Below are 25,406 nucleotides of genomic sequence, written 5' to 3'. Positions count from 1 at the left end.
ATCCGACTGTCAAGAGTGCGGTGCGCACGGTGCCCGGATGCCGGCGGGTCCGGTGGCCGGCCGCGCGGTCCGCCCGGAGGCCGGCCCGCCGCCGCAGAACGGATGTCCCGTCGGAAAAAACTCGACAACAAGGGGCTGGTCTTCACAATCCTTCACAAAATATACACAAGCGCGTGGCCGCACCCGCCGCTCCGGCGGCGCCGCGGCGGCTCCGTAGACTGGGTCCGTGAGCGACAAGGCCGAGCAGAACCCGTACACCGTCCGCCCCGACAGCGCCGAGCCCGCGGATGCTGTGCGCGACATCGAGCAGAAGCTGGCCGAGCGCTGGCCCGAGAACAAGCTGGAGCCTTCGCTCGACCGGATCGAAGCGCTGATGGACATCCTCGGACAGCCCCAGCGGGCCTTCCCGTCGATCCACATCACCGGCACCAACGGCAAGACCTCCACCGCCCGGATGGTCGAGCAGCTGCTCAACTCCTTCGAGCTGCGCACCGGGCGCTACACCAGCCCGCACGTGGAGTCCGTCACCGAGCGGATCAGCCTGGACAACGCCCCGATCAGCCCGGAGCGGTTCGCCGAGACGTACTACGACATCGAGCCGTACGTGAAGATGGTCGACGAGCAGCAGCCCGTCGCGATGTCCTTCTTCGAGGTGCTGACCGGCATGGCGTACGCGGCGTTCGCCGACACCCCGGTCGACGTCGCCGTGGTCGAGGTCGGCATGGGCGGCACCTGGGACGCCACCAACGTCATCGACGCCACCGTCTCGGTGATCACCCCGATCTCGCTGGACCACACCGACAAGCTCGGCCGCACCACCGGCGAGATCGCCGTCGAGAAGTCCGGGATCATCAAGGCGGACGCGCTGGCGATCGTCGCCCAGCAGCCGCTGGACGCCGCGAAGACCATCCTGGAGCGCGCCGTCGCGGTGGACGCCACCGTCGCCCGCGAGGGCCTGGAGTTCGGCGTCCGGCACCGCGAGGTCGCCATCGGCGGGCAGCTGGTCACGCTGCGCGGGCTCGGCGGGGAGGACTACGAGGAGATCTTCCTGCCGCTGCACGGCGAGCACCAGGCGCAGAACGCCTCGCTGGCGCTGGCCGCCGTCGAGGCCTTCTTCGGGGTCGGCGGCGCCCGTGGCGGCAAGCTCGACATCGACAAGGTGCGCCAGGCCTTCTCCGGCGTCAGCTCGCCCGGCCGGCTGGAGGTCGTCCGCCGCAGCCCCACCATCCTGCTGGACGCCGCCCACAACCCGGCCGGCGCGGAGGCCACCGTCGCCGCGATCGGGGAGTCCTTCGGCTTCACCAAGCTGGTCGGCGTGATCGCCACCAGCGGGGACAAGGACGTGGCCGGCCTGCTCTCGGCCTTCGAGCCGCTGCTCTCCGAGGTCGTGGTCACCCAGAACTCGACCCACCGCAGGATGCCCGTCGACCAGCTGGCCGCACTCGCGGTCGAGATCTTCGGCGAGGACCGCGTCCAGGTCGAGCTGCAGCTGGACGAGGCGATCGACGCGGCCGTCACGCTGGCGGAGGAGGACGGCGACCTCGGCGGCTGCGGCGTCCTCGTCACCGGTTCGGTCATCACGGTGGGCGAGGCGCGCCTGCTGCTCGGAAGGAAGTGACATGAGGACGCTCTGTTCCTCGACCCTGATCGGCGAGGCGCTGCTGGTGCTCTTCGCCGGGCTGGTGGCGATGCAGCTCTCCGACGTCTCCACCGCCACGGTGTGGACGGTCAGCGGCATCGCGATGCTGCTCTGCGTGCTGCTCTGCGGCATGATCACCCGCCCCGGCGCGGTGGCCGTGGGCTGGGCGCTCCAGCTCGGCCTGATCGCCAGCGGCTTCGTCCTGCCGACCATGTTCGGCCTCGGAATCGTCTTCGCCGGCCTCTGGTGGTGCTCGGTGCACTACGGTCGCAGGATCGACGAGATCAAGGCGGCCCGCGCCGCCGCGCCGGCCTGAGCGACCGACACGGCTGAGCAGCCCGGACGCACGGACGGGCTGCTCACGCAAGGTAGCCTTCGGGTTAGCCGCATACACCATGCCGAACCGATTCCCCAGGAGCCGCACCGTGTCCCAGCGCACTCTCGTCCTGCTCAAGCCCGACGCCGTCAAGCGCGGCCTGGCCGGCGAGATCATCAGCCGCATCGAGCGCAAGGCCGGCTGGCGGCTCGCCGCCGTCGAGCTGCGGACCTTCGACCGGGCGACGCTGGAGCAGCACTACGCGGAGCACGTCGGCCGCCCGTTCTACGAGCCGCTGCTCGACTTCATGACCACCGGTCCGTCGATCGCGCTGATCGTCGAGGGCGAGAACGTCATCCCCGGCATCCGCGGGCTGGCCGGCGCGACCGACCCGCTGCAGGCGGGCCCGGGCACGATCCGCGGTGATTTCGCCACCATCACCCGCGAGAACCTGATCCACGCCTCGGACTCCGAGGCCTCCGCCGAGCGCGAGATCAAGATCTTCTTCCCCTCGCACGCGTGAGGGGACGCCCCGGTCGGCCAGGCTTGCGCCGGCTGGGGCATTCTTATCGTCAAATACGGAACTCCGGCCTCCGACACGGCGTCCCAATCCTCGTAGAAGCGATCACGCGCCTGACAATGGGTGGTATGCCGTCCGTCCCGGTCCACACCGGCGGGCGTGACTACGATGGACACAACTCACGGGCCCGGTACGGCTGCTCAGCTGGTGTCCGCCCTGTCATGGGCGAGCGCGATCGGTCCACTCCCCCGCCATTGACTCCGAGCCCGGGAAGGCACACCACACCCCATGGCCAACAACCTGTCGTTCATCGGCCGTGACATGGCGATCGACCTCGGCACTGCCAACACGCTGGTGTACGTCAGGGGCAAGGGGATCGTCCTGAACGAGCCCTCCGTGGTCGCCGTGAACACCAACACCGGCGGCATCCTGGCAGTCGGCTCCGAGGCGAAGAAGATGATCGGCCGGACCCCCGGCAACATCGTCGCCATCCGTCCGCTCAAGGACGGCGTGATCGCGGACTTCGAGATCACCGAGCGGATGCTCCGCTACTTCATCCTCAAGATCCACCGCCGCCGCTACCTCGCCCGCCCCCGGGTCGTCGTCTGCGTGCCCTCCGGCATCACGGGGGTGGAGCGCCGCGCCGTCATCGAGGCAAGCTCGCAGGCCGGCGCCCGCCAGGTGCACATCATCGAGGAGCCGATGGCCGCCGCGATCGGCGCCGGCCTGCCCGTCCACGAGCCCACCGGCAACATGGTGGTCGACATCGGCGGCGGCACCACCGAGGTCGCGGTGATCTCGCTCGGCGGCATCGTCACGGCCCAGTCGATCCGGGTGGCCGGCGACGAGCTGGACAACGCGATCGTGCAGCACATCAAGAAGGAGTACTCGCTCCTGCTCGGTGAGCGCAGCGCCGAGCAGATCAAGATGAGCATCGGCTCCGCCTTCGCCCTGGAGGGGGAGAAGGACGAGCACGCCGAGATCCGCGGCCGGGACCTGGTCAGCGGCCTGCCGAAGACCGTGGTGATCTCCGCGGCCGAGGTGCGCGAGGCCATCGACGAGCCGGTGAACTCCATCATCGACGCCGTCAAGACCACCCTCGACCAGTGCCCGCCCGAGCTGGCCGGTGACGTGATGGACCGCGGCATCGTGCTGACCGGCGGCGGCGCCCTGCTGCGCGGGCTGGACGAGCGGCTGCGCCGGGAGACCGGCATGCCGATCCACATCGCCGAGAACCCGCTGGACTCGGTCGCGCTCGGCGCGGGCAAGTGCGTCGAGGAGTTCGAGGCGCTCCAGCAGGTGCTGGACGCCCAGCCGAGGCGCTGAACAACCGTTTTTTCTCCACCCGCATCCGCACCACACACGAACAGACAGTCTTTCAACTGAAGGGCCCTCACCCCGCCCACAGCCCGGTGGGGGCCCGGCGCGAGGACTCGGACGAAGGGGCAGCTCCAGCACCGTGAGGGACACACGAGAGAGCCGCTTGTTGCTCATCCTGCTGGTGGCTGTCGCCTTCGCCCTGATCACCGTGGACATCAAGGGCGGCGAGAGTTCGCCGCTCGGCGGCGCCCGCAGGGCCGCCGCAGACGTCCTCGGCCCGGTCGAGCGGGGCGCGGCGTCGGCGGTCGACCCGGTCGCGGACACCGTCCGCGCGTTCCGGGAGGCCGCCACCCACCGGGGTCGCACCGACCAGCTCAACGCGGACAACACCGAGCTCCGCCAGAAGCTCGCCTCCTCCGACGCCGCAGCCGGCCGCACCAAGCAGCTCGACGAGCTGCTGCGGACGGCCGGCGCCGGCGGCTACACCGTCAAGGCCGCCCAGGTGATCGCGATCGGGGCGGCGCAGGGCTTCTCCTGGACCATCACCATCGACGCGGGCAGCGATGACGGCCTCACCCGCGACATGACGGTGATCAACGGCCAGGGCCTGGTCGGCCGGATCACCACCGTCGCACCGACCACCGCCACCGTGCTGCTCGCCTCCGACCCCGGCTTCAGCGCCGGCGCCCGGCTGGAGGGCAGCGGCGAGATCGGTTTCGCGGCCGGCCAGGGCACCGGCCCGATGAAGGTCTCGCTGCTCAACGGCAAGGCCCAGGTCAAGGCGGGGGACCGGCTGGTGACCTTCGGTTCGCAGAGCGGCCGCCCGTTCGTGCCCGGCGTGCCGATCGGCAAGGTGGTCGAGGTCGAGGCCACCCCGGGCCAGCTCACCAAGACCGTCCTGGTCGAGTCGTACGTCCAGTTCACCCGGCTCGACCTGGTCGGGGTCGTGGTGGTGCCGCCGCGCACCGACCCACGCGACGCCGTCCTGCCGCCCGCGACCGCCGCCCAGCAGCCGGCCGCGCCCGCGGCCCCGGCCGCCCCGCCCGCCGCCAGTCCCGCAGGGGGGAACTGACCATGCGACTCATCCGTGTCCCGGTGTCCGCCGTGCTGATCCTGCTCGGCCTGGTCCTCCAGGTCAGCGTGCTCGGCCGGCTGCAGCTGCCCGGCGCCACCCCGGACGTCCTGCTGCTCGTCGTGGTCGGCCTGGCCATGGTGTACGGCCCGACCGGCGGCTGCCTGGTCGGCTTCGCGGCCGGCCTGCTCGCCGACGTGGCCCCGCCGTCCGACCACGCGATCGGGCGGTACGCGCTGGTGCTCTGCCTGATGGGCTACGCCGCCGGGCTGCTGCGGGCCGAGAACGGCCGCCAGCGCTCGGTGTTCAGCGCCCTGCTGGTGGTGGCCGGCGCGGCCGTGGTCTCCACCCTGCTGTACGCGATGGTCGGCGCCCTGGTCGGCGACACCGCCGCCCGGCACGTGGGCCTCGGCGGCCTGGTCTTCAGCGCCGTCATGTACGACCTGCTGCTGGCCCCGTTCGTGGTGCCCGTCGTGATGCTGGCCGCGCGCCGCTTCGAGCGCGATCCGGTGTCCGCGGCGAGCGGTGAGAGCGCGAGCGGGCCGGGCCTGGGCACGCTGGCGCGCTACCGCACCACCCGCGACGCCTCGGCCACCCCCGGGTACGGGAAGAAGAAGCGCGGTCTCGGCCTGGCCAAGCGCCCGTGACGGCCCCGTGCCGCCGCAGCCGACTCCGTTGAACCACCCTCGTAGCGAACCACCCTCGCCCTCTGGAGCGCACTCGACGTGAGCAACATCCCCGAAACCGGACGAACCCGGCGGGTGACGATCCGTCTGGTGGTCCTGCAGATCCTCGTGTTGTCACTGCTCGCCACCCTCGGCGGGCGGCTGTGGTACCTGCAGATCCGCAGCGCCAGCGAGTACACCGCCAAGGCGACCGGCAACCACATCCGCGAAGTGGTCGAACCGGCCGTGCGCGGCGAGATCCTGGACGCCTCCGGCCGCATCCTGGCGGGCAACGAGACCCGGCTGGTCGTCTCCGTCAGCCGCACCTCGCTGCTCCAGCAGAAGGACGGCGGCAAGGCCGTGCTGACCCGGCTCGCCGAGGTGCTCGGGATGCCGGCCAAGGACGTCCAGGAGAAGGTCCGGCTCTGCGACGCCAAGACGCAGCAGCCCTGCTGGAACGGCTCGCCCTACCAGCCGATCCCGGTCTCCAAGGACGCCACCACCCAGCAGGCGATGCAGATAATGGAACGCCGCGAGGACTTCCCCGGCGTGACCGCGCAGCCGACCGCCGTGCGCCACTACACCGGCGTCGAGGGCGCGAACGCCGCCCAGGTGCTCGGCTACCTCTCCCCGGTCACGGACGAGGAGGTGACCAAGAGTGCCGAGAAGACCGGCCGGGAGCGCTACCTGCCGGCCGACCAGATCGGCCGGGCCGGGCTGGAGTCGGTGTACGACAGCGACCTGCGCGGCACCACGGGCGTCACCAGCCTGGAGGTGGACAACCTCGGCCGGGTGATCGGCACCGCCGGGACGGTCGAGGCGAAGCCCGGGAACAACCTGGTCACCAGCATCGACGCGAAGGTCCAGAAGGTCGTCGAGGACAACCTCCTCCAGGCCATGACCGACGCCCGCAAGCTCTTCGACAAGAACTCCAACCGCAACTACGAGGCCGACTCCGGCGCGGCCGTCGTGATGGACGTGCACACCGGCCGGATCGTGGCGATGGCCAGCGCGCCGACCTACGACCCGAACCTCTGGGTCGGCGGCATCGCCGGCCAGGACTACCAGGGCCTGACCAGCAAGGAGTCCAACTTCCCGCTGCTGAACCGGGCCATACAGGGTCAGTCCGCGCCCGGCTCGACCTTCAAGGTGATCTCGACCACCGCCGCGGTGCAGGCCGGCTACTCGCTCGACGGGACGTACCCCTGCCCGAAGAGCCTGACCATCGGCGGCCGCGAGTTCAAGAACTACGAGAGCGAGAGCTTCGGTTCGATCACGCTGGAGCGCGCGCTGGAGGTCTCCTGCGACACCGTCTTCTACGGGCTGGCCTACGACCAGTGGATGAAGGACGGCGGCATCAAGCCGAAGAAGGAGCCGGGCGACTGGTTCTTCAGGACCGCCCACCAGTTCGGCCTGGGCGCCAAGACCGGGATCGACCTGCCCGCCGAGGCGCCCGGCCGGGTGCCGGACCGGCAGTGGAAGCAGTCCTTCTTCGACAACAACAAGGACGCCTGGTGCGCCCAGGCGGCCAAGGGCGGCACCACCTACTCCGACCTGATCGCCAAGGAGAACTGCATCGACGGCGCCCAGCTGCGCGCCGGTGACGCCGTCAACTACGCGATCGGCCAGGGCGACACGCTCGTCACCCCGGTCCAGATGGCCCGGGTCTACTCGGCGCTGGCCAACGGCGGCACGTTCTACCGCCCGACGATCGCCAAGGCCGTGATAAGCCCGGGCGGGGATCTCGTCCGCGAGATCGCCCCGCAGGCGGACGCGAAGTTCCCCGGCGACCAGAAGCTGCTCAGCTACATCGACCAGGCCACCGCCGGCGTCGTCACCAGCGGCACCGCCGCCTGGAAGTTCACCGGCGCCGGCTGGCCGCAGGGCAAGATCGAGCTGCACGCCAAGACCGGCACCGCCGAGGTCGAGGGCAAGCAGACCACCTCCTGGCTGACCACCTACAGCGGCGACTACGCGGTCGTCATGACGATAAGCCAGGGCGGCACCGGCTCCGGCGGCTCCGGCGACGCGATCCGCCGGATCTACCAGGCGCTGTACGGCGTCGACGACAAGGGCAACATCGACAACGGCAAGGCGCTGCTGGCCAAGCCGCAGGCCGAGCTGCCGAAGTTCGGCCCGGACGGCACCGCGATCGTCAAGCAGGCCTCCTACGGCTACACCCCGGGCCCGGGCACCTTCCTCGACCCGGCGCAGCCCGCCGGCGCCACCGCGCTGTACGCGGCGGCCGGCGCGGCGCTCGAACCGAACCGCGGCACCTGGAACGGCAGTACCGGAAGGGGCCGGGCATGACCTCGTACGGCTCGTACCGCCCCGTGCGGCTGTCCCCGGAGCGGGGGGCGGTCTCCAAGGCGCTCGCCAAGGACTCCGTGCTGCGCAAGCTCGACTGGATCCTGATACTGGCCGCACTGGTGCTGTCGCTCGGCAGCTCGCTGCTGGTCTGGTCGGCGACCCGGGGCCGGGACACGCTGACCCACGGGGACCCGCAGTACTTCCTCTACCGCCACCTCACCAACCTGATCATCGGGCTGGCGCTCTGCGCGGTCGTCATCGCCATAGGGAGCCGGCGCTTCCGCACGCTGGTGCCGTTCCTGTACATCGCCGTCATCCTGATGCTGCTGGCCACGCTCAGCCCGCTCGGCTCGACGATCAACGGGCAGCACTCCTGGATCCAGCTCGGCGGCGGCTTCTCCGTGCAGCCCGCCGAGTTCGCCAAGCTGGCGATCGTGCTCGGCATGGCCGTCGTCATCTCCTCCCGGGTGGACGCCGGAGACCGCGAGTACCCCGCCGACAGCAGCGTGTTCCAGAGCCTGGTCGTGGCGACCGTCCCGATGGCCGTCGTGATGCTGATGCCGGACGCCGGATCGGTGATGGTGATGGCCGTCATCGTGCTCGGCATCCTGCTCGCCTCCGGCGCCGCCAACCGCTGGACCTTCGGCCTGCTGCTCGCGGGTGTCGGCGGCGCGGTGGCGATCTGGAAGCTCGGCGTGCTGAGCAAGTACCAGGTCGACCGCTTCGCGGCGTTCGCCAACCCCGCGCTGGACCCGTCCGGGGTCGGCTACAACACGGCGCAGGCCCGGATCGCGATCGGCTCCGGCGGCCTGACCGGAAAGGGCCTGTTCCACGGGACGCAGACCACCGGCCAGTTCGTCCCCGAGCAGCAGACCGACTTCGTCTTCACGGTGGCCGGCGAGGAACTGGGCTTCCTCGGCGCCGCGGCCATACTGGTGCTGCTCGGCGTGGTGCTCTGGCGGGCCTGCCGGATCGCCCGGCACGCGACCGACCTGTACGGCACGATCGTGGTCGCCGGAGTGGTCGCCTGGTTCGCCTTCCAGGCCTTCGAGAACATCGGGATGTGCCTGGGCATCATGCCGGTCGCGGGCATCCCGCTGCCGTTCGTCAGTTACGGCGGGTCGTCGATGTTCGCGGTGTGGGTCGCGATCGGGCTCATGCAGGCCGTCCACAGCCAGCGGCCGATAGCGGGCTGAGCCCTCCTCTCAAGGCCGGACCCCGACCGCCCCGCGCAGCGGGGCGGTCAGGCGTTCCGCGACCAGCAGGTTGAGCGCCCAGCCGGCCCAGGCACCGGTGACGTAGGCCTGCTGGAACCCGACGCCTGCGGCGGTCAGCGCCATCAGCCAGAGCCGGAAGGTCACCCCGGTGAAGATCAGCGCGTAGGAGCGGGTCATCCAGATCCGGTGCCGGGCCGGATCGCCGCGCCGGATCGCCCTGACGGCCGCCGCGGTGCTCACCAGCGTCAGCACCGCGAGCGCGGCGAAGCCGGCGGGTGCCACCGGCGGGTACAGCCCCACCGGGACGAGCAGCAGGCCGCCGAGGCCGGTGGCCGTGGCCGTCAGCACGTACACTCGGCCGGTCCACCGGTGCAGCCGCGGGCGGCGGGCCCGCAACCGGGGCAGGAACTGCCAGGGGCCGGCCAGCAGGGCCACGACGGCGCCGCCCACGTGCAGGGCCAGCGCCGGCCGGTGGGCCGTGTAGACGGCCCGCTGCTCCGCCAGGAAGGTGTCGGGGTCGAGCGTCAGGTACGGCGCGGCGATCAGGGCGATCAGGGTGGCCGACACGGTCATCGCGAGCCAGCCGGCCCGGCGTCGCAGCGGCGGGGAGGCAGTGGTGGCGGGAGTCATGCCGGGAGACTAGGCAGCGGCGCCCGGCCGGGGAGTCCCCCCGCCGGGGTGGCGGCGGCGCCCCGCCCGGAGGACGGCTACCCCGGCAGGGCGGTGGCGGACTACCCCCGTGGGGCGATGTGGCGGCCCGGACGCCTCGCTATCGTGCGGACCGGCTGCCACCCGGCGGCCCGGACCGACCCACCGGAGCGCCGATGAGCCCACCGACCGCGACCGCCCAGCTGCCTCCGCCGCGCCCGCCCGCGCCCCGGCTCACCCGGCTCACCCGGTTCGCCGGCGGAGCCGCTGCCGCCCTGCGGGAGGCGCACCCGGGCGAGAGCGTCGTCGACGGCGCCCTCGCCGGGGTGTTCCTGGTCGCGATGGCGGGCGAACGGCTCCGCGCGGCAGCGGAGATCGGCTCCCGGATGCCCGCCGCGCTGCTGCTCACCGTCGTGATCGCCGGCATGCTCGCGGTCCGCCGCCGGGCCCCGGTGGCCGCCTACCTGGCCGGTTCGGCGGCCCTCGCGGCGGAGGCGCAGTGGCTGGTCGCCGACCCGGTCTCGCCGTACGCCAACCTGATCGGCCTGTACTCGCTCGGCCTGTACGCCACCCGCACCCGGGCCCGCTTCGGGCCCCTCGCCGTGCTGCTCGGCATGGCCGGCTACTTCGCCGACCGGTCGGGCGGGCTGCCGGAGATCCCCGGCGGGGTGCTCTTCCTCTGGCTGCTCGCCTGGGCCCTCGGCTACGCCACCGCCCGGCGCCAGGAGGACCGCGCGCGGGCCCGGCGCCGGCTCCGCCACCAGGTCGCTGCCGAGGAACGAGCCTGGATCGCACGGGAGTTGCACGATCTGGTCGGGCACACCGTGAACGTGATGCTGGTCCAGGCCGGGGCCGCCCGACGCACCCTGGAGCGGGACCGCGAGCGCGCCACCGAACTGCTCTCCGGCCTGGAGCAGACCGGTCGCGAGGCCTTGGACGAACTCGACCGGGTGCTGGGGCTGTTGAGGCGGGACGCCGCACCGGCCTTCGCCGCCGGGCACGATCCGGCGCCGAGCCTCCAGCCCGGCCTGGCCGATCTGCCCCGGCTGGCCGCCCGGCTGGCCCAGGCGGGGACTCGGGTGACCCTGCGGCTGGCGCCGTCCACCGGCCGGCTGCCGGCCACCGTGGACCGCTCCGCGTACCGGATCGTCCAGGAGGCGCTCACCAACAGCGTCAAGCACGGCCGTGCGGCCGGGGCCGAGGTCGTCGTGGGCCGCCGCGGCGCCACCCTGGAGATCGTGGTGCGCGACAACGGCTGTGGCCCGGCCCCGGGTTACGCACCCGGGCGGGGCCTGCTGGGGATCGCGGAGCGGGTCGCGGTGCTCGGCGGCACCGTCCGGCACGGGGGCGGTGACGGGGGCGGGTTCCAGCTGCGTGCGCTGCTCCCGCTGTCGTGACCGCCGGGGTGCCGGCCGGGGCCCCGGTCCGGGCCCTGCTGGCCGACGACGACGCCATCCTCCGGGCCGGCGTCGCCCTGGTGCTCGGCACGGACGAGGGCATCGAGCTGGTCGGCGAGGCCGCCGACGGCCTGCGCGCGGTGGAGCTCTGCCACGCCCTGCGCCCGGACGTCCTGCTGATGGACGTCCGGATGCCCGGCATCGACGGCATCGAGGCGACCCGCCGGATCGTCGCGGCGGGCCTCGCCACCCGGGTCCTGGTGCTGACCACGTTCCACCACGACGAGTACGTCTGGGGTGCGCTGCGCGCCGGCGCCGCCGGCTTCCTCCTCAAGCGTGCCTCGCCCGAGCGCCTGATCGACGCCGTCCACACCCTCGCCGCCGGACAGGCACTGCTCGACCCGGCCGTCACCCGCGACCTGATGACCCAGCTCGCGGCCTCCCCGCCGCCGCCCTCCGGGCCGCCGGACGACCACCGCCTCGCCCGGCTCACCGGGCGCGAGCGGGAGGTGCTCCGCCAGGCCGCCGAGGGCCGCTCCAATGCCGAGATCGCGGAGGAGCTCTTCCTGGCCGAGTCGACGGTCAAGACGCACATGAAACGCGTGCTGGCCAAGACCGGTGCCCGCGACCGCACCCAGGCCGTCGTGATCGCCTACCGGGCGGGCCTGATGGCCGGGCCCTGACCGTCCGTCGCCTGCCCGTCCGCCGCCTGGCCCGCCGCGGCCAGCACGGCCGGCAGCAGGCCGGGGAAGCGGGCGTCCAGGTCCTCGCTGCGCAGCCCCGTCAGCCGCCGGGTGCCCTCGGCCCTGGTCCAGGTCACCCCGGCCTCGCGGAGCACCTTGAGGTGGTGCGACAGCGTCGACTTGGAGAGCTGGACGTCCAGTTCGCCGCAGTACCGCTCGCCGGCCGCGCCCAGCTGCGCCACTATCGCCAGCCGGACGGGGTCGCTCAACGCGTGGAAGAGGCCGGGGAGCTGGATGTCCTGACGGGCCGGATGGCTGGGGGTGCGCACTGCGGTCTCCTGTCCGCCCGGGCGGCCGGGGCCGTACCCGGCGGGCGAGCGCGATTCTACGGCGCCCGCCGCCGCTACCAGGCGTCCCAGTGCGCGATCTGCTCCGTACCCACCCGGGGGCCGGGCCGGAAGTCGGTGCCGACGGTGTGGGCCAGCGGGATCAGCGCCGCCTGGACGGCCGTGTCGTACGGGATGCCGAGCAGCTCCGCGGCCTCCCGCTCGTAGTGCAGGTGCGGGGTCGTCCAGGCGGTGCCCAGCCCGCGGGAGCGGGCGGCCAGCATGAACTGCCAGACGGCGGGCAGGATCGAGCCCCAGGTGTTGGCCTGGCCGACCGGCGTCCCGAGCTCCTGGCGGTTCTCGACCCGTACGCACGGCACCACCAGGACGGGCACCTCGTGCAGGTGGTCGAAGAGGTGCTGGGCGCTCTCGGCGAGCCGGAGCCGGCGGGCGGTGTCGTGCGCGGTGCGGTCCACGCCGGTGCCGGCGAGCCGCTGCCGGGGGCTGGTCAGTCCGAGCCGGTAGAGGCCGGCCAGGGCGGCCCGCCGGGCGGGGTCGGTGACGATCACGAAGTCCCACCGCTGGCGGTTGCGCCCGGTGGGTGCCTGGGTGGCCAGTTCCAGGCACTCCTCGATGAGTTCGCGCTCGACCGGGCGCCGGAGGTCGAGGCGCCTGCGGACCGCCCGGGTGGTGCTGAGGAGCTCGTCGGTGGTCAGGCCGAGCTGCGTCATGGTCGCCCTCTCTTGGTGAATGTTCGTCAGAAGTACGTGTTGCCATGGCAGTTGAACTGTTTCTATGATTCGAGAACCATAGAACATTCGAACTGTGCCCGAAAGGCTGCGACCGGATGAATCCCGACGACCCCCGGCTCTCCTGGGACGGCATCTGCGGCTGGGAGCGCGGCCCGCGCGGCCTGCTCCCGCTGCGCATCCCGCAGCAGCGGATCGCCACCACGCTGTCCGCCAACTTCGCGCGGCTGGCCCGGATGCCGGCCGGTGCCCGGTTCGCCGTCCGGACGGACGCCGCCGAACTCGTCCTCGAACTCGACGCCGACCCCGGGCCGGCCCCGCTCGACGTCCGGCTGGACGGCGAACTCCTGCACCGCAGGCAGCCGGCAGGCGGCCCGCAGCGCCTCGCCCTGCCGCTCGGGCCCGGCGGCCGGGCCCGCGAGGTCGAGGTCTGGCTCCCGCACCTCAGCGAGACCCGGCTGCGCTCCGTCTCCTTCCCCGGCCACAGCGAGCTGGAGCCGGTGCGGCGCACCGGCCCGCGCTGGATCGCGTACGGCAGCTCGCTCACCCACGCGATGTTCCCGGCCGGCCCCTCGGAGAGCTGGACCGCCCTGCTCGCCGCCCGCCAGGGCCGGCGGCTGCGCAACCTCGGCTTCGCCGGCGAGGCCTACCTCGACCCGGTGGTGGCCCGGGCCGTCCGGGACACCCCGGCCGAGCTGATCACCCTGGAGATCGGCACCAACGCCTACATCCGCAACGTGTTCACCGCCCGCAGCTGGGGCTCGGCGGTCTGCGGCTTCGTGGAGACCGTCCGGGACGGGCAGCCCGACGCCGCGATCGCCGTGATCACCGCACTGCCCTCGGTGGAACGCGAGAACCTGGTCAACACGGCGGGCGTCACGCTGGCCGGCATCCGCGAGCTGACGGCGGAGGCGGTCCGGGTCCTCCAGGACCTCGGGGACAGCCGGCTGTACCTGGTGGACGGCCTCGCCGTGCTGCCGGTGGCCGACGCCGACGGCCTCTACGCGGACGGCCTGCACCCCACCCCGGAGGGGGAGTACCGACTCGCCGACCGGGTCGAGCCGTTCATCGAGGCGATCCCCCTCGGCAGGTAGCCGGCGGCAACCGTCCGGACCGGCCCCCGCCGTCGCGGGGGCCGGCCCGGACGCCGGGTCGCGGCGCCCGTCAGCCACCGGCGACCGGCAACCGGGCAGCGCTGGCCGGCCGGCCGGGCAGCCGGGGCACGGCCGCCAGCAGCTCCCTGGTGTACGGGTGTCCGGGGTTGCGGAACACCTCGTCCGCCCGGCCGTACTCGACCGCCCGGCCGTCCTTCATCACCAGCACCCGGTCGCTCACCTGCCGGACCACCGCCAGGTCGTGCGAGATGAAGAGCATCGCCAGCCCCAGCCGCTCCCGCAGGCCGGCCAGCAGGTCCAACACCTGCGCCTGCACCGAGACGTCCAACGCCGACACCGGCTCGTCGCACACCAGCAGGCGCGGTCCGGTCGCCAGCGCGCGGGCGACGGCGACCCGTTGGCGCTGGCCCCCGGAGAGCCGGACGGGCCGCCGCTCCAGGTGCTCCGCGCCCAGCCCGACCTGTTCCAGCAGTCGCAGGGCCCGCTCCGCCCGGCGGGCCCCCCGGGGCTCGCCGGCCACCGACAGGGCCTCCGCGAGAATCCGCCGGACGGTGAACCGGGGATCGAAGGAGCCCAGCGGATCCTGGTGCACCAGTTGGATCTGCCGGCGCAGCGGCCGGCGCTCGTGCTCCCGCAGCGCACTCCACGGCCGGCCGTCCAGCAGCACCTCGCCGCCGTCCGGCGCGAGCATGCCCATCACCAGTTGCGCGGTACTGCTCTTGCCCGATCCCGACTCGCCGACGATGCCGAGCGTCTCACCGGGCGCGAGCCCGAACGACAGCCCGGACACCGCCTCCCGGACGCCCCCGCCGGGGGTGCGGTAGCGCTTCACCAGGTTCCGTACGGTGAGGAGTTCGGTGACCTCGGCCTCGGCACGGCCGGCGGCACCGGTATCGGCGGTGGCGCTCGCGGGCCCGGGCCGGGCGCCGTCGGGCGGGAGGCCGGGAGCGGCGTCGAGCAGCATCGCCGTGTACGGGTGCGCCGGGGCCGTCAGGACCTGCTGCGCCGGGCCGCTCTCGACGATCCGCCCGTCCCGCATCACCGCGATCCGGTCCGCCAGCCGGGCCACCACCGCCAGGTCATGGCTGATCAGCAGCAGCGCGGTGCCGGTCCTCTTCAACTCCCCGAGCAGATCGAGCACCTGGGCCTGGACCGTGACGTCCAGTGCCGTGGTCGGCTCGTCCGCGATCAGCACCCGGGGGCCGGCTGCCAGCGCGGAGGCGATCAGTGCCCGCTGCCTCAGCCCGCCGGACAGTTCGTGCGGGTACTGCCGGGCCCGCGAGGCCGGCTCCGGGATGCCGACGTCCGACAGCAACGCCTCGACCCTGGAGGGGATCTCGCTCTTCGGGGCGAGCCGGTGGGCGCGCAGCGGTTCGCCCACCTCGGCGCCCACCCGGCGCAGCGGATCGAGCGCGGAGAGCGCGTCCTGCAGGACGAGCCCGATCAGCCGGCCGCGGATCCGCCGCCACTGCCGCTCGCCGTGGCCCGACGCGTCCTCGCCGTCGATCCGCAGCCGCTCGGCCCGGACGGTGGCGCCCGGAGCGGTCAGCCCGACCAGGGCGCGGGCGGTGACGCTCTTGCCCGAGCCGGACTCCCCGACCAGGGCCAGGCACTCACCGGGCGCCAGCGACAGCGAGACGTCCCGCACCGCGGTGGTGCGGGTTCGGCCCCGGCCGAACCCGACGCTCAGGTGGACCAGTTCGACCAGCGGACCGGCCGTCCCGGGGGAGTCGTCCGGGGCCTCGTGGGCGGGAGCCGTCATGACGGTCGTCCTTCCAGGCGGGTGTGCAGCAGCCGGCCGAGCACGGTGACGGCGACCACCACCGTGGTGATCGCGGCGCCCGGGAACACCGCGATCCACCAGGCGGTGGAGAGGAAGTCCCGGCCCTGCGCGAGCATCGCCCCCCACTCGGGGGCGGGTGCCTTCGGCCCGAGGCCGAGGAAGCTCAGCGAGGACCCGGCGATCACGGCGGTGCCGATCCCGAGCGTGGCCGGGACGGTCAACGGCCCGAGGGTGTTCGGCAGGACGTGCCGCAGCACCACTCGCCGGCGCGGCAGGCCGAGGGCCACCGCCGAGCGGACGTACTCGGCGTTGCGGACCACCAGTGCCTGCCCGCGCACCAGCCGGGCGTAGCCCGGCGCCGCCGCGAACGCGATGGCCAGCAGCGAGTTACCGGTGCCCGGCCCGGTCACCGCGATCACCAGCAGGGCGAGCAGCAGCTCCGGCAGCGCCAGCAGGATGTCGACGGCGCGCATCGCGACCTGGTCGCCGACCCGGCCGGCCAGGGCCGCCGGGATGCCGGTCAGGATCCCCGCCAGGACGGACAGGGCGGTGGCGCCGAGCCCGGTCAGCAGCGAGTAGCGGGCCCCGTGCACCACCCGGGCGTAGACGTCCCGGCCCAGTTGGTCGGTGCCCATCCAGTGCCGTGCGCCCGGCGCGGTGAGTGCGGCGACGGGGTCGGCATCGGTGGGGGAGGCGTGGGCGAGCAACTCCGGGCGGACGCAGGCGAGTACGGCGAGCACCAGGACCAGCGCGGCGAGCAGCAGGCCCGGCCGGACGCGGCCGAGCAGCTCCCGCGGCGTCCGGTCCGGCGCCGCCGCCGCTTCGACGGCTCCGGTCATGCGGTCACCCCCGTGCCCGGCCGCGCGCCGCGCAGCCGGGGGTCGATGAGCAGGTAGAGGACGTCCACCAGGGTGTTGACCACCAGGTAGACGGTGGCGGAGAGCATGATCAGCCCGACCACCACCGGGATGTCGTGGCTGTTCACGGCCTCCACCGCGACCCGGCCGATGCCCGGCCTGGCGAACACCGTCTCGACCAGCACCGTCCCGCCCAGCAGTCCGCCGACCAGCCAGCCGCCGATCGTGACGGCGGGGATCAGCGCGTGCCGCAGTGCGTGCCGGGCCCGGACCGCGAGCGGGCCCACCCCGCGCGAGCGCGCCGTCAGCGCGAACGGCTGGTCGAGCGCGGCCTCGACGCCCTCGCGCAGCACCTGGGAGAGCAGCGAGCCGAACGGGACGGCCAGGGTGAGGGCGGGGAGGACCAGCGAGCGCCAGCCCTCGTCCCCGGCGACCGGGAACACCTGGAGCCGGAACGAGAACACCGTGAGCAGCAGGATGCCCAGCCAGAACGCCGGTGTGGAGAAGGCCACCAGCTCCACCCCCGACACGGTGCCGCGGACCGGGCGCCGGCGCCCGGCGGTGCTGACCGCCGACACCAGGGCGATGGCCAGGATCAGTGCCAGTGCGAGCGAGGCCAGCACGGCGGTCGAGCCGAACTGCTCGCCGATGATCCGGCCGACCGGCTGCTGCTGCTGGTAGGAGAGTCCGAGGTCGCCCCGGGCCAGGTGCCCGAGGAACGTCAGGTACTGGGTGGCCGGCGGCCGGTCCAGGCCGAACTCCCGGGTGATCTCGGCGCGTACGGCGGCCGAGCCGGTGGTCACCGATCCGCCGAGCAGCACCGTGACCGGGTCGCCGGGGACGAGGTGCAGGGCGAGGAACCCGAGACTGGCGGCGCCCCAGAGCACCAGGGCGGCGCCGGCCGCCCGGTTCAGGACCAGGCGGCCCGCGGCTCGCAGCGGGATCCGCCTCACCTGCTCTTCCAGACACCGGCGAACTGCGGCCAGGCGTTGGCGTCGAAGGCCAGGCCCTGGACGGTGTCGGAGCGGCCGGTCAGGTTGGCCGTGACGTAGAGCGGCAGCACCGTCGCGTGGTCGACGGCCCAGCGCTCGGCCCTGGTGTAGAAGCCCCTGCGCACCGCGGGGTCGGGGGTCGCGGCGCCGGCCTTCAGCCAGCCGTCCAGCTCCGCGTCCTTGCTCAGCGAGACGTTCTGGCCGCCGGTGGCCGGCGTGTTGGTCGAGAGGTAGAAACCGCCGAGGACGGCCGGGTCGGCCCGGACCCAGGAGTTGTCCCACAGGTCGTAGTCGCCGCCGGCGTAGATCTTGAAGTAGGTGCCGTTGTCGATCGGGTCGCGGACCAGTTCGACGCCCGCCTTCCTCAGGTCGGCCTGGATGCCGCCGGCCAGCGTGTCCCGCTGGTCGCGCACCAGTGCGGCGATGAACGGCCAGTGCAGGGACAGGCGTTGGCCGTCCTTCGTGCGGTACCCGTCGCCGTCCCTGGTCGTCCAGCCGGCCTCGTCCAGCAGCTTCCCGGCGGCGGCGGTGTCGTGCGTGATCGCCCCCTCGAGGGCGGGGTCGTAGGCCCCGGGAGTGACCGGGCTGAGCGGGCTCCAGGCACGCTCGTACTCCCCGAAGTAGATGCTTCTGACCAGCGCGTCCACGTCGACGCTCTGCTGGATCGCCCTGCGCACCCGCTCGTCCTTCAGCGGCCCCCGGGTGGTGTTCAGGAACAGGGAGTACGCGATGCCGGGGTTCCGGGTCTTCTGCAGGCTGATGCCCTTGGTCGCCCGGACCGTCCTGAGCGCCGTCACGGGCAGCGCCGCCACGTCCACCTGGTGGCTGGTCAGCGCGCCGGAGCGGACCGAGTCCTCGGGCAGGAAGCGGACGGTCAGGCCGTCCAGGTAGGGCGCGCCCCGGTTGGCGGCGCCCTCGGGGGCCCACGCGTAGGCGTCGTTGCGCTCGAACCCGACGTGGTCGTTCTTGACGTACTCCGTCTCCCGGAAGGGGCCGGTGCCCACCGAGTCGGCGCCGCCCGAGCAGAGCCGGTCCGCCTTCTCCGTCAGTGCCCGGGGCGACTCGATGCCCAGGTACGGCGTGCTGGCGGCCTGCAGGAACGGCACGTACGGCTCGGAGAAGGTGACCTTCACGGTGTGCGGGTCCACCACCTCGCTCCCGGTGTAGGGGCCCAGCAGGCTGGACGCGTACAGGGACTTCGTCCTCGGGTCGCTGATGTGGTCCAGGTTCGCCTTGACGGCCGCCGCGTCGAAGACCGTGCCGTCGTGGAAGGTCACGTCGTCGCGCAGGTCGAAGAGGTAGCTCCGTCCGTCGTCCGCGATCTTCCAGGACTTCGCCAGCCACGGGTGGAACACCCCTGCGGCGTCCAGGTACACCAGTGAGTCGAAGACGTTGCGCTGGATGACGGCGGTCACGTCGCCGGGGCTGACGTGCGGGTCCAGGCAGGAGGTGCCGACCGCGACCGCGTACGTGAGGGTGCCGCCGCGCACCGGGGTCGCGGACGGCTTCGCGGCGTCCTGGCCGCCGGGGGCGCAGCCGGCGAGCAGCACGGTGGCCAGCACCGCCGCGGGCGCGGCGAGGGGCCGGGAGGAGCGCCCGGGGACGGGGCGCGGTCTGCTGGGCATGGGTTCTCCCTGAAGGAATGGACGTGCTGGGCCCCGGCCGGGAGTGACGCGGCCGCGGGGGAGGGGACGGCGCGGCCCGGCCCGGCCCGGCCCGGCTGAGCCGGAGCAGGGCGGGGCGGGGCAGGGCAGGGCAGGGCAGGGCAGGGCAGGGCAGGGCTCAGGCCGGGGCGGTACCGGGGCCTGCGCCGGTCAGGAGCGCGGACAGCTGCAGCGGACCCCCGCTGCCGGGGCCCTGTCTCCGCTGCTCAGCACTGCGGCCTCCGTCGCCTGATGCGCCCGCCGGTGCGCCCGCCGGTTCGTAGCCGGGCGCGTCGCCGCGTCCCGGCGCCGAACGGTCCGGCGCCGACGACAAGGCTGCCGGGCAGCGGCGGTTCCTGGCCACCGCGGCGTTTCACCCAGTGAAAACGGAGGCCCGGTCCGGGCCGGCGCCCTCCGCCTCGGCCCCGGGGGTCAGGACGGCCGCGCCGCCGCCCCGGTCTCCTGCGCCACCGACCGGGCCACCTCCGCCCGCATCGCCAGCCCTGCCTGCCGGAGCGGCCCGGCATACCTCGCCGGCTCGACGGCCGCGGGCACCACCAGGCCCAGCGCGGCCAGCACGCTCCCGTCCGGGTGGAGCACCGGGACGGCCGCCGCGCCGTAGGCGAGCTGCGTCTCCCGTCGCGCATAGGCGATGCCGTCCGCCCGCACCGACGCCAGCTCCTGGGTCAGCCGGCCCGGGGCGGTCAGCGTGTGCCGGGTGTGGCGGGGCGTGCCCGCACCCAGCCCGGCGGTCACCTCGCGGACCAACTGCTCGGGGGCGTGGGCCAGCAGGGCCCGGCCGGCGGCCGTCGCGTGCAGCGCCAGCCGGCCGCCGACCCGGGCCCGCAGCGGCGGGGAGGCCGCGGCGGCGCCCGGCAGCCGGTCCAGCAGCAGTGCGCTGCGACCGTCCAGGGCGGCGACCAGGACGGTCACCCCCGTCCGGGTGTGCAGGTCCTGAAGGACGGGCTGGGCGAGTTCGCGGATCCGGCGCAGGCACGGCGAGAGCGAGCCGAGCGCCCAGAGCCGCCCGCCCAGCCGGTAACTGCCGTCCTGCTGGCGCTCCAGGCCGCCCCAGCCGACCAGTTCGCGCACCATCCGCAGTGCGGTGGGCACCGGCAGGCCGGCCAGCCGGGCGATCTCGGTCAGCCGCAGGGACTCCGCGCCGCCGGCGAACACGTCCAGCACGGCGAGGACCCGCCCCACCGTCGAACGGCCGGATTCCGACGTGTTGCCCGCCATCGTGCTCCCCTGTCCGCCCTGTCCGCCCCGCCCGACCGCCGCCGGCCGCCCCGCCCGCCGGTTCACTGCCCGCCCCAACAGCAGGCCCGCGTCGCTGATTCCGGGGCGGCGCGCGGTCACCGCCCCGCTCCGGAGCGGAGCCCGTCCGGGTGCCCCGCCGGTTCGGCTACCCTTGAGGGTCACCCCAGTTCCTGTCGTAAGGGTTGCTAGTTACATGACTGTCGAATCGGTCTTCCCACGCCTGGAGGCCCTCCTCCCGCACGTCCAGAAGCCGATCCAATACGTCGGCGGCGAGCTCAACTCGACCGTCAAGGACTGGGACGCCTGCGACGTCCGCTGGGCCCTGATGTACCCCGACGCCTACGAGGTCGGGCTGCCGAACCAGGGCGTCATGATCCTGTACGAGGTGCTCAACGAGCGCGAGGGCGTGCTCGCCGAGCGGACGTACAGCGTCTGGCCGGACCTCGAAGCGCTGATGCGCGAGCACAGGGTGCCGCAGTTCACGGTGGACGCGCACCGCCCGGTCAAGGCGTTCGACGTGTTCGGCCTGAGCTTCTCCACCGAGCTCGGCTACACCAACATGCTCACCGCGCTGGACCTCGCGGGCATCCCGCTGGAGTCCAAGGACCGCACGCTCGACGACCCGATCGTCCTCGCGGGCGGCCACGCGGCCTTCAACCCCGAGCCGGTCGCGGACTTCATCGACTGCGCGGTCGTCGGCGACGGCGAGCAGGCCGTGCTCGACATGACCGAGATCATCCGGGCCTGGAAGGCCGAGGGGCGCCCCGGCGGCCGGGACGAGGTGCTGCTGCGCCTCGCGCGGACCGGCGGCTTCTACGTGCCGCGCTTCTACGACGTCGAGTACCTGCCGGACGGCCGCATCGGGCGGGTCGTGCCCAACCGGGCCGGCGTGCCGTGGCGGGTCTCCAAGCACACCGTGATGGACCTCGACGAGTGGCCCTACCCCAAGCAGCCGCTCGTCCCGCTCGCCGAGACCGTCCACGAGCGGATGTCCGTCGAGATCTTCCGGGGCTGCACCCGTGGGTGCCGCTTCTGCCAGGCCGGCATGATCACGCGCCCCGTGCGGGAGCGAAGCATCACCGGCATCGGCGAGATGGTCGAGCGCGGCCTGAAGGCGACCGGCTTCGAGGAGGTCGGCCTGCTCTCGCTGTCCTCCGCGGACCACACCGAGATCGGTGAGATCGCCAAGGGCCTGGCCGACCGCTACACCGAGGACAAGATCGGCCTGTCGCTGCCGTCCACCCGCGTCGACGCCTTCAACATCGACCTCGCCAACGAGCTGACCCGCAACGGCCGCCGCTCGGGTCTCACCTTCGCCCCGGAGGGCGGCAGTGAGCGGATCCGCAAGGTGATCAACAAGATGGTGTCGGAGGAGGACCTGATCCGCACCGTCGCCGCGGCCTACGGCAACGGCTGGCGCCAGGTGAAGCTGTACTTCATGGTCGGCCTGCCCACCGAGACCGACGAGGACGTGCTGCAGATCGCCGAGATGGCGAAGAACGTCATCCAGAAGGGCCGCGAGGTCACCGGCCAGAACGACATCCGCTGCACCGTCTCCATCGGCGGGTTCGTGCCCAAGCCGCACACCCCGTTCCAGTGGGCGCCGCAGCTGTCCGCCGAGGCCACCGACGCCCGGCTCGGCAAGCTGCGCGACGTGATCCGCCAGGACCGCAAGTACGGCAAGAACATCGGCTTCCGCTACCACGACGGCAAGCCCGGCATCGTCGAGGGCCTGCTCTCGCGCGGCGACCGCCGGATCGGCGCGGTCATCCGCGCCGTCTACGAGGACGGCGGCCGCTTCGACGGCTGGCGTGAGCACTTCTCGTTCGACCGCTGGATGGCGAGCGCCGAGAAGGGCCTGGCCGGCACCGGAGTCGACGTCGACTGGTACACCACCCGCGAGCGCGCCTACGAGGAGGTGCTGCCCTGGGACCACCTGGACAGCGGCCTCGACAAGGACTGGCTCTGGGAGGACTGGCAGGACGCCCTCGAAGAGGTCGAGGTCGACGACTGCCGCTGGACCCCGTGCTTCGACTGCGGCGTCTGCCCGCAGCTCGGCCTGGACATCCAGATCGGCCCCACCGGCCAGAAGCTGCTGCCGCTGACGGTCGTCAAGTAACCCGTACGCCCCGGATCCCCGGCCGGACGCCTCCGGCCGGGGATCCGTCGTATCCGGGCGCCGGGGCGCTGCACTACGATCACGAGTTCGAGACCGCCGCCGGGCGCACGGAGTTGAACACCCGTCGGCCGGCGCAGCCGGTTCGCCGGGGCGGGACGACTGACGGGGCGTGGGGCGATGGGCGGGTCCGACGGGCCGTCGGCGAGAGTCGACCTGGCGAAGGCGGAGCCGCCGCCCGAGGGGTGCCTGGTCGGGGTGATCCGGCTGCCGGTGCGGGTGTTCGCGTTCGCGGTGGTCGTGCCGCTGCGGTTCCTCTGGGAGCTGCTGCGCCTCGTGCTGCGCCCGGCCGGGGTCGCGCTGGCCCGGTGCGGGCGGCTGCTGGGGCGCGTCCTGTACGGCTTGCTGATATGGCCGTTCACCGCCCTCTACCGCTACCTGCTGACACCGCTCGGGCGCCTGCTGGTCCGGCTGCTGGCATGGTCGGCCGCCGCCCTGTTCCGCTACCTGCTGGCGCCGCTGGGGCGGGCACTGGCCTGGACCGGGCGTTCGGTGGTCCTCCCCGCGCTGCGGGCCCTGGTCAGGTATCTGCTGGTGCCGCTCGGCCGGGCGCTGGCGTGGCTGGTCCGCGTCCTGCTGGTGGTCCCGGTGGTCTGGCTCCTGCGGGTGGCGCTGCCGTGGTGCGGGCGGCTGCTGGGGCGCGTCCTGTACGGGCTGCTGGTGTGGCCGGCCGCCGTGCTGTACCGGCATTTGCTGGCGCCGCTGGGGCGCCGGCTGGCCTGGACCGGGCGTTCGGTGCTGCTGCCCGCGCTGCGGGCCCTGGTCAGGTATCTGCTGGTGCCGCTCGGCCGGGCGCTGGCCTGGCTGGTCCGCGTCCTGCTGGTGGTCCCGGTGGTCTGGCTCCTGCGGGTGGCGCTGCCGTGGTGCGGGCGGGCGCTGATCCGTGCCGACATCGCGGTCGGCCGGGCGCTCGTGCAGGCGGTGGGGCTGCTGGTGCGGGGCCTGGCCCTGCTGGTCGAGTACCTGCTGGTGCGGCCCGCCCGGCTGGTGTGGCGCTACCTGCTGGTGCCGGTGCTGAAGGCGCTGGTGTGGCTGGTCCGCGTCCTGCTGGTGATTCCGCTCGGCCTGCTCTGGCGGACGGCGGTGTTCCCGGTGCTGCGCGTGCTGGGCCGGGCCGTCGTGTGGGCCTGGCACCTGGGCGGGCGGCTCTGGCGCTTCCTGGTGCTGCGGCCGTGCCGGTGGCTGCGCCGCGAGGTGTGGTGGCCGGTCCGGGACGAACTGCGACGGGCCGTCCGGTCGGCGCGGGCGGCGATCGCCGCGACGATGCGTGAGGTCCGGCGCTCCGTCCGGGCGGCGCGGGAGACGACCGCCGCGACGATGCGTGAGGTCCGGCGGGCCTTCCGGGGCTGATCTTTCCGTTGATCATGGCGCTGACCTGGGGCGGAGCGAGGTGGGTGGTCAGGCGCGTACCCTTTGACGTGACAGAGTCCGGGCCGGGCGAGCGCCCGTGGCCGGACAGGGACACTGACTAAGGACTGAGCGCCCTGGCACGCCGTACGCCCGACGGTCCGCCGCCTGCGCCGACGGTGCAGCGCATCCGTCTCCGCTACACCAAGCGCGGCAGGCTGCGATTCACCAGCCACCGTGACTTCCAGCGCGCCTTCGAGCGCGCGCTGCGCCGCTCGGCGGTGCCGATGGCCTACTCGGCAGGATTCACCCCGCACCCCAAGGTCTCCTACGCGAACGCCGCCCCCACCGGGGTGGCCAGCGAGGCGGAGTACCTGGAGATCGGCCTCGCCGCCGTCCGCGACCCGGAGGCACTGCGCGCGCTGCTCGACGAGTCGCTGCCGGTCGGCCTGGACGTCACCGACGCGGTCGAGGTCCGGACCCCGAACTTCGTGGAGCGCCTGGAGGCCTCCGAATGGCTCGTCCGCCTGGACGGGGTGGCTCCCGACGAGGCCGCCCGCGCGGTCGCGCTGTTCCTCGCGCAGGAGCAGGTCGAGGTGCGGCGCCAGACCAAGAACGGCATGCGGGTCTTCGACGCGCGCGGGCCCGTCGCGGCGCTCGGCGTCGTCGAACCGCAGGTGGGAAATGGTCCGGACGTGCACTCGGAGGGGGAGTCCGATGTTCGGACGGCCCGTCCCTGTGCGATACTGCGCCTGGTAGTACGACACGCCACACCCGCCGTACGACCCGACGACGTTTTGTCCGGACTCCGTGTGACGGCCGACCTGGCGCCGCCGGTCCCCGCTGAGGTGACCAGGCTGGCGCAGGGGCCGCTCGACGAGGAGACCGGCACGGTGACCGACCCGCTGGCGCTCGACCGCGCCGCGGCCCCGGAAGGCCCTGTAGAGGCTGCCGGGCCGCGCGCAATCGCGTCCGCCTAGCGGGCGGAGGCCGGGTCCAGGACTACTGGACCGTCTGGCACTCCAGGCCCCCGCGGCTCCCCAGGGGAGCGAGCGTCGTCGAAGCACAGGCCGGCCCCTTGTGGCCCGCCGACCCCGATGGTCGGCGGGCCCGAGGACCCCTTCCGGGAGCCACCCGGGGTTGGGGGACGGCGCAGCTTGGGAACACCTGAGAAGACTGGTCAGACCAGAAGACTTTCGACACCCCGCAACTGTGCGGGGCGCCGAGCGAGACTACGAGCCCCTGTGCGGCCTCGCGTCCGCACGGTGGCACCGAGGAAGGTCCGGCAGCGGCATCCGCGAGGATGCCGGCCGGCCACCGGTGCCGTGCCGTGCCCGATGCGGAGCCCGGGGGTCTGACGGGAGATCCACC

The 25,406-nt window shown here is 73.3% G+C and carries 22 protein-coding genes; 14 read left to right on the top strand and 8 right to left on the bottom strand.

What is annotated here, in order from left to right; genetic code table 11:
• Nucleotides 1–292 precede the first annotated feature (292 nt).
• From ACFUK0_RS02130 to rodA, 8 genes are all read left to right on the top strand, one after another.
• A complete protein-coding gene (locus tag ACFUK0_RS02130; protein ID WP_380246085.1) occupies nt 293–1,618 on the top strand; it encodes a bifunctional folylpolyglutamate synthase/dihydrofolate synthase in 1,326 nt (441 codons plus the stop codon).
• A gap of 1 nt (nt 1,619) precedes the next feature.
• Nucleotides 1,620–1,955: a DUF4233 domain-containing protein gene (locus tag ACFUK0_RS02125; RefSeq protein ID WP_380246071.1), complete on the top strand. Its 336-nt coding sequence runs from the start codon at nt 1,620–1,622 to the stop codon at nt 1,953–1,955.
• Between the two features lie 109 nt (nt 1,956–2,064).
• Entirely contained in the window at nt 2,065–2,478 is a 414-nt protein-coding gene (gene ndk, locus ACFUK0_RS02120; protein WP_380246070.1) for a nucleoside-diphosphate kinase, read from the top strand.
• Between the two features lie 297 nt (nt 2,479–2,775).
• The gene (locus ACFUK0_RS02115; RefSeq protein WP_380246084.1) at nt 2,776–3,801 is read left to right on the top strand and encodes a rod shape-determining protein; all 1,026 of its coding nucleotides are present in this window, start codon (nt 2,776–2,778) and stop codon (nt 3,799–3,801) included.
• A 133-nt stretch (nt 3,802–3,934) separates the two neighbouring features.
• Entirely contained in the window at nt 3,935–4,867 is a 933-nt protein-coding gene (gene mreC, locus ACFUK0_RS02110) for a rod shape-determining protein MreC (protein ID WP_380246069.1), read from the top strand.
• Nucleotides 4,868–4,869: 2 nt separating this feature from the next.
• Entirely contained in the window at nt 4,870–5,514 is a 645-nt protein-coding gene (gene mreD / locus ACFUK0_RS02105; RefSeq protein ID WP_380246068.1) for a rod shape-determining protein MreD, read from the top strand.
• Between the two features lie 78 nt (nt 5,515–5,592).
• Nucleotides 5,593–7,842, top strand: a complete 2,250-nt coding sequence (mrdA, locus tag ACFUK0_RS02100) for a penicillin-binding protein 2 (RefSeq protein WP_380246067.1) — start codon at nt 5,593–5,595, stop codon at nt 7,840–7,842.
• Nucleotides 7,839–9,038 (top strand): rod shape-determining protein RodA, encoded by a 1,200-nt coding sequence (rodA, locus tag ACFUK0_RS02095; RefSeq protein WP_380246066.1) that lies wholly within the window; start codon nt 7,839–7,841, stop codon nt 9,036–9,038. Before mrdA ends, rodA begins: the two co-directional genes overlap by 4 nt.
• A 9-nt stretch (nt 9,039–9,047) precedes the next feature.
• On the opposite strand, the gene ACFUK0_RS02090 is transcribed toward rodA, so the two are convergent.
• Nucleotides 9,048–9,689 (bottom strand): DUF2306 domain-containing protein, encoded by a 642-nt coding sequence (locus ACFUK0_RS02090; protein WP_380246065.1) that lies wholly within the window; start codon nt 9,687–9,689, stop codon nt 9,048–9,050.
• Nucleotides 9,690–9,883: 194 nt separating this feature from the next.
• On the opposite strand from ACFUK0_RS02090, the gene ACFUK0_RS02085 reads away from it, so the two are divergent.
• Together ACFUK0_RS02085 and ACFUK0_RS02080 are read left to right on the top strand one after the other, a co-directional pair.
• Nucleotides 9,884–11,104: a sensor histidine kinase gene (locus tag ACFUK0_RS02085; protein ID WP_380246064.1), complete on the top strand. Its 1,221-nt coding sequence runs from the start codon at nt 9,884–9,886 to the stop codon at nt 11,102–11,104.
• On the top strand, nt 11,101–11,787 hold the full coding sequence (locus ACFUK0_RS02080; RefSeq protein ID WP_380246063.1) for a response regulator: 687 nt from the start codon (nt 11,101–11,103) through the stop codon (nt 11,785–11,787). The genes ACFUK0_RS02085 and ACFUK0_RS02080 overlap by 4 nt, the downstream gene beginning before the upstream one ends.
• Here the strand turns inward: ACFUK0_RS02080 and ACFUK0_RS02075 are convergent.
• Both ACFUK0_RS02075 and ACFUK0_RS02070 read right to left on the bottom strand, forming a co-directional pair.
• A complete protein-coding gene (locus ACFUK0_RS02075; RefSeq protein ID WP_380246062.1) occupies nt 11,757–12,116 on the bottom strand; it encodes an ArsR/SmtB family transcription factor in 360 nt (119 codons plus the stop codon). The genes ACFUK0_RS02080 and ACFUK0_RS02075 overlap by 31 nt on opposite strands.
• 74 nt (nt 12,117–12,190) lie before the next feature.
• A complete protein-coding gene (locus ACFUK0_RS02070; protein WP_380246061.1) occupies nt 12,191–12,844 on the bottom strand; it encodes a nitroreductase family protein in 654 nt (217 codons plus the stop codon).
• Between the two features lie 116 nt (nt 12,845–12,960).
• On the opposite strand from ACFUK0_RS02070, the gene ACFUK0_RS02065 reads away from it, so the two are divergent.
• Nucleotides 12,961–13,956, top strand: coding sequence for an SGNH/GDSL hydrolase family protein (locus ACFUK0_RS02065; RefSeq protein WP_380246060.1), 996 nt, complete (start codon nt 12,961–12,963; stop codon nt 13,954–13,956).
• Nucleotides 13,957–14,026: 70 nt separating this feature from the next.
• On the opposite strand, the gene ACFUK0_RS02060 is transcribed toward ACFUK0_RS02065, so the two are convergent.
• The 5 genes from ACFUK0_RS02060 to ACFUK0_RS02040 form a co-directional block, all read right to left on the bottom strand.
• Nucleotides 14,027–15,739, bottom strand: coding sequence for a dipeptide ABC transporter ATP-binding protein (locus ACFUK0_RS02060; protein ID WP_380246059.1), 1,713 nt, complete (start codon nt 15,737–15,739; stop codon nt 14,027–14,029).
• On the bottom strand, nt 15,736–16,599 hold the full coding sequence (locus tag ACFUK0_RS02055) for an ABC transporter permease (protein ID WP_380246058.1): 864 nt from the start codon (nt 16,597–16,599) through the stop codon (nt 15,736–15,738). Before ACFUK0_RS02055 ends, ACFUK0_RS02060 begins: the two co-directional genes overlap by 4 nt.
• Nucleotides 16,596–17,570, bottom strand: coding sequence for an ABC transporter permease (locus tag ACFUK0_RS02050; protein ID WP_380246057.1), 975 nt, complete (start codon nt 17,568–17,570; stop codon nt 16,596–16,598). Before ACFUK0_RS02050 ends, ACFUK0_RS02055 begins: the two co-directional genes overlap by 4 nt.
• Nucleotides 17,567–19,234: an ABC transporter substrate-binding protein gene (locus ACFUK0_RS02045; protein ID WP_380246056.1), complete on the bottom strand. Its 1,668-nt coding sequence runs from the start codon at nt 19,232–19,234 to the stop codon at nt 17,567–17,569. Before ACFUK0_RS02045 ends, ACFUK0_RS02050 begins: the two co-directional genes overlap by 4 nt.
• A 450-nt stretch (nt 19,235–19,684) precedes the next feature.
• Nucleotides 19,685–20,491, bottom strand: a complete 807-nt coding sequence (locus ACFUK0_RS02040) for an IclR family transcriptional regulator (RefSeq protein ID WP_380246055.1) — start codon at nt 20,489–20,491, stop codon at nt 19,685–19,687.
• 214 nt (nt 20,492–20,705) lie between these two features.
• On the opposite strand from ACFUK0_RS02040, the gene ACFUK0_RS02035 reads away from it, so the two are divergent.
• The 3 genes from ACFUK0_RS02035 (at nt 20,706) to ACFUK0_RS02025 (ending at nt 25,015) form a co-directional block, all read left to right on the top strand.
• Nucleotides 20,706–22,631, top strand: a complete 1,926-nt coding sequence (locus tag ACFUK0_RS02035) for a TIGR03960 family B12-binding radical SAM protein (protein ID WP_380246054.1) — start codon at nt 20,706–20,708, stop codon at nt 22,629–22,631.
• 177 nt (nt 22,632–22,808) lie between these two features.
• Nucleotides 22,809–24,038 carry a hypothetical protein gene (locus ACFUK0_RS02030; RefSeq protein ID WP_380246053.1) on the top strand — a complete coding sequence of 410 codons (1,230 nt, stop codon included), beginning with the start codon at nt 22,809–22,811 and terminating at the stop codon, nt 24,036–24,038.
• Between the two features lie 176 nt (nt 24,039–24,214).
• A complete protein-coding gene (locus ACFUK0_RS02025) occupies nt 24,215–25,015 on the top strand; it encodes a TIGR03936 family radical SAM-associated protein (protein WP_380246052.1) in 801 nt (266 codons plus the stop codon).
• Nucleotides 25,016–25,406: the final 391 nt, after the last annotated feature.

Source organism: Kitasatospora sp. NPDC057223 (assembly GCF_042669755.1).
In the GTDB taxonomy this organism is placed as follows: Bacteria; Actinomycetota; Actinomycetes; order Streptomycetales; family Streptomycetaceae; genus Kitasatospora.
Note: the sequence above shows the minus strand (reverse complement) of the source record. Positions and strands in the feature narration are given on the sequence as shown.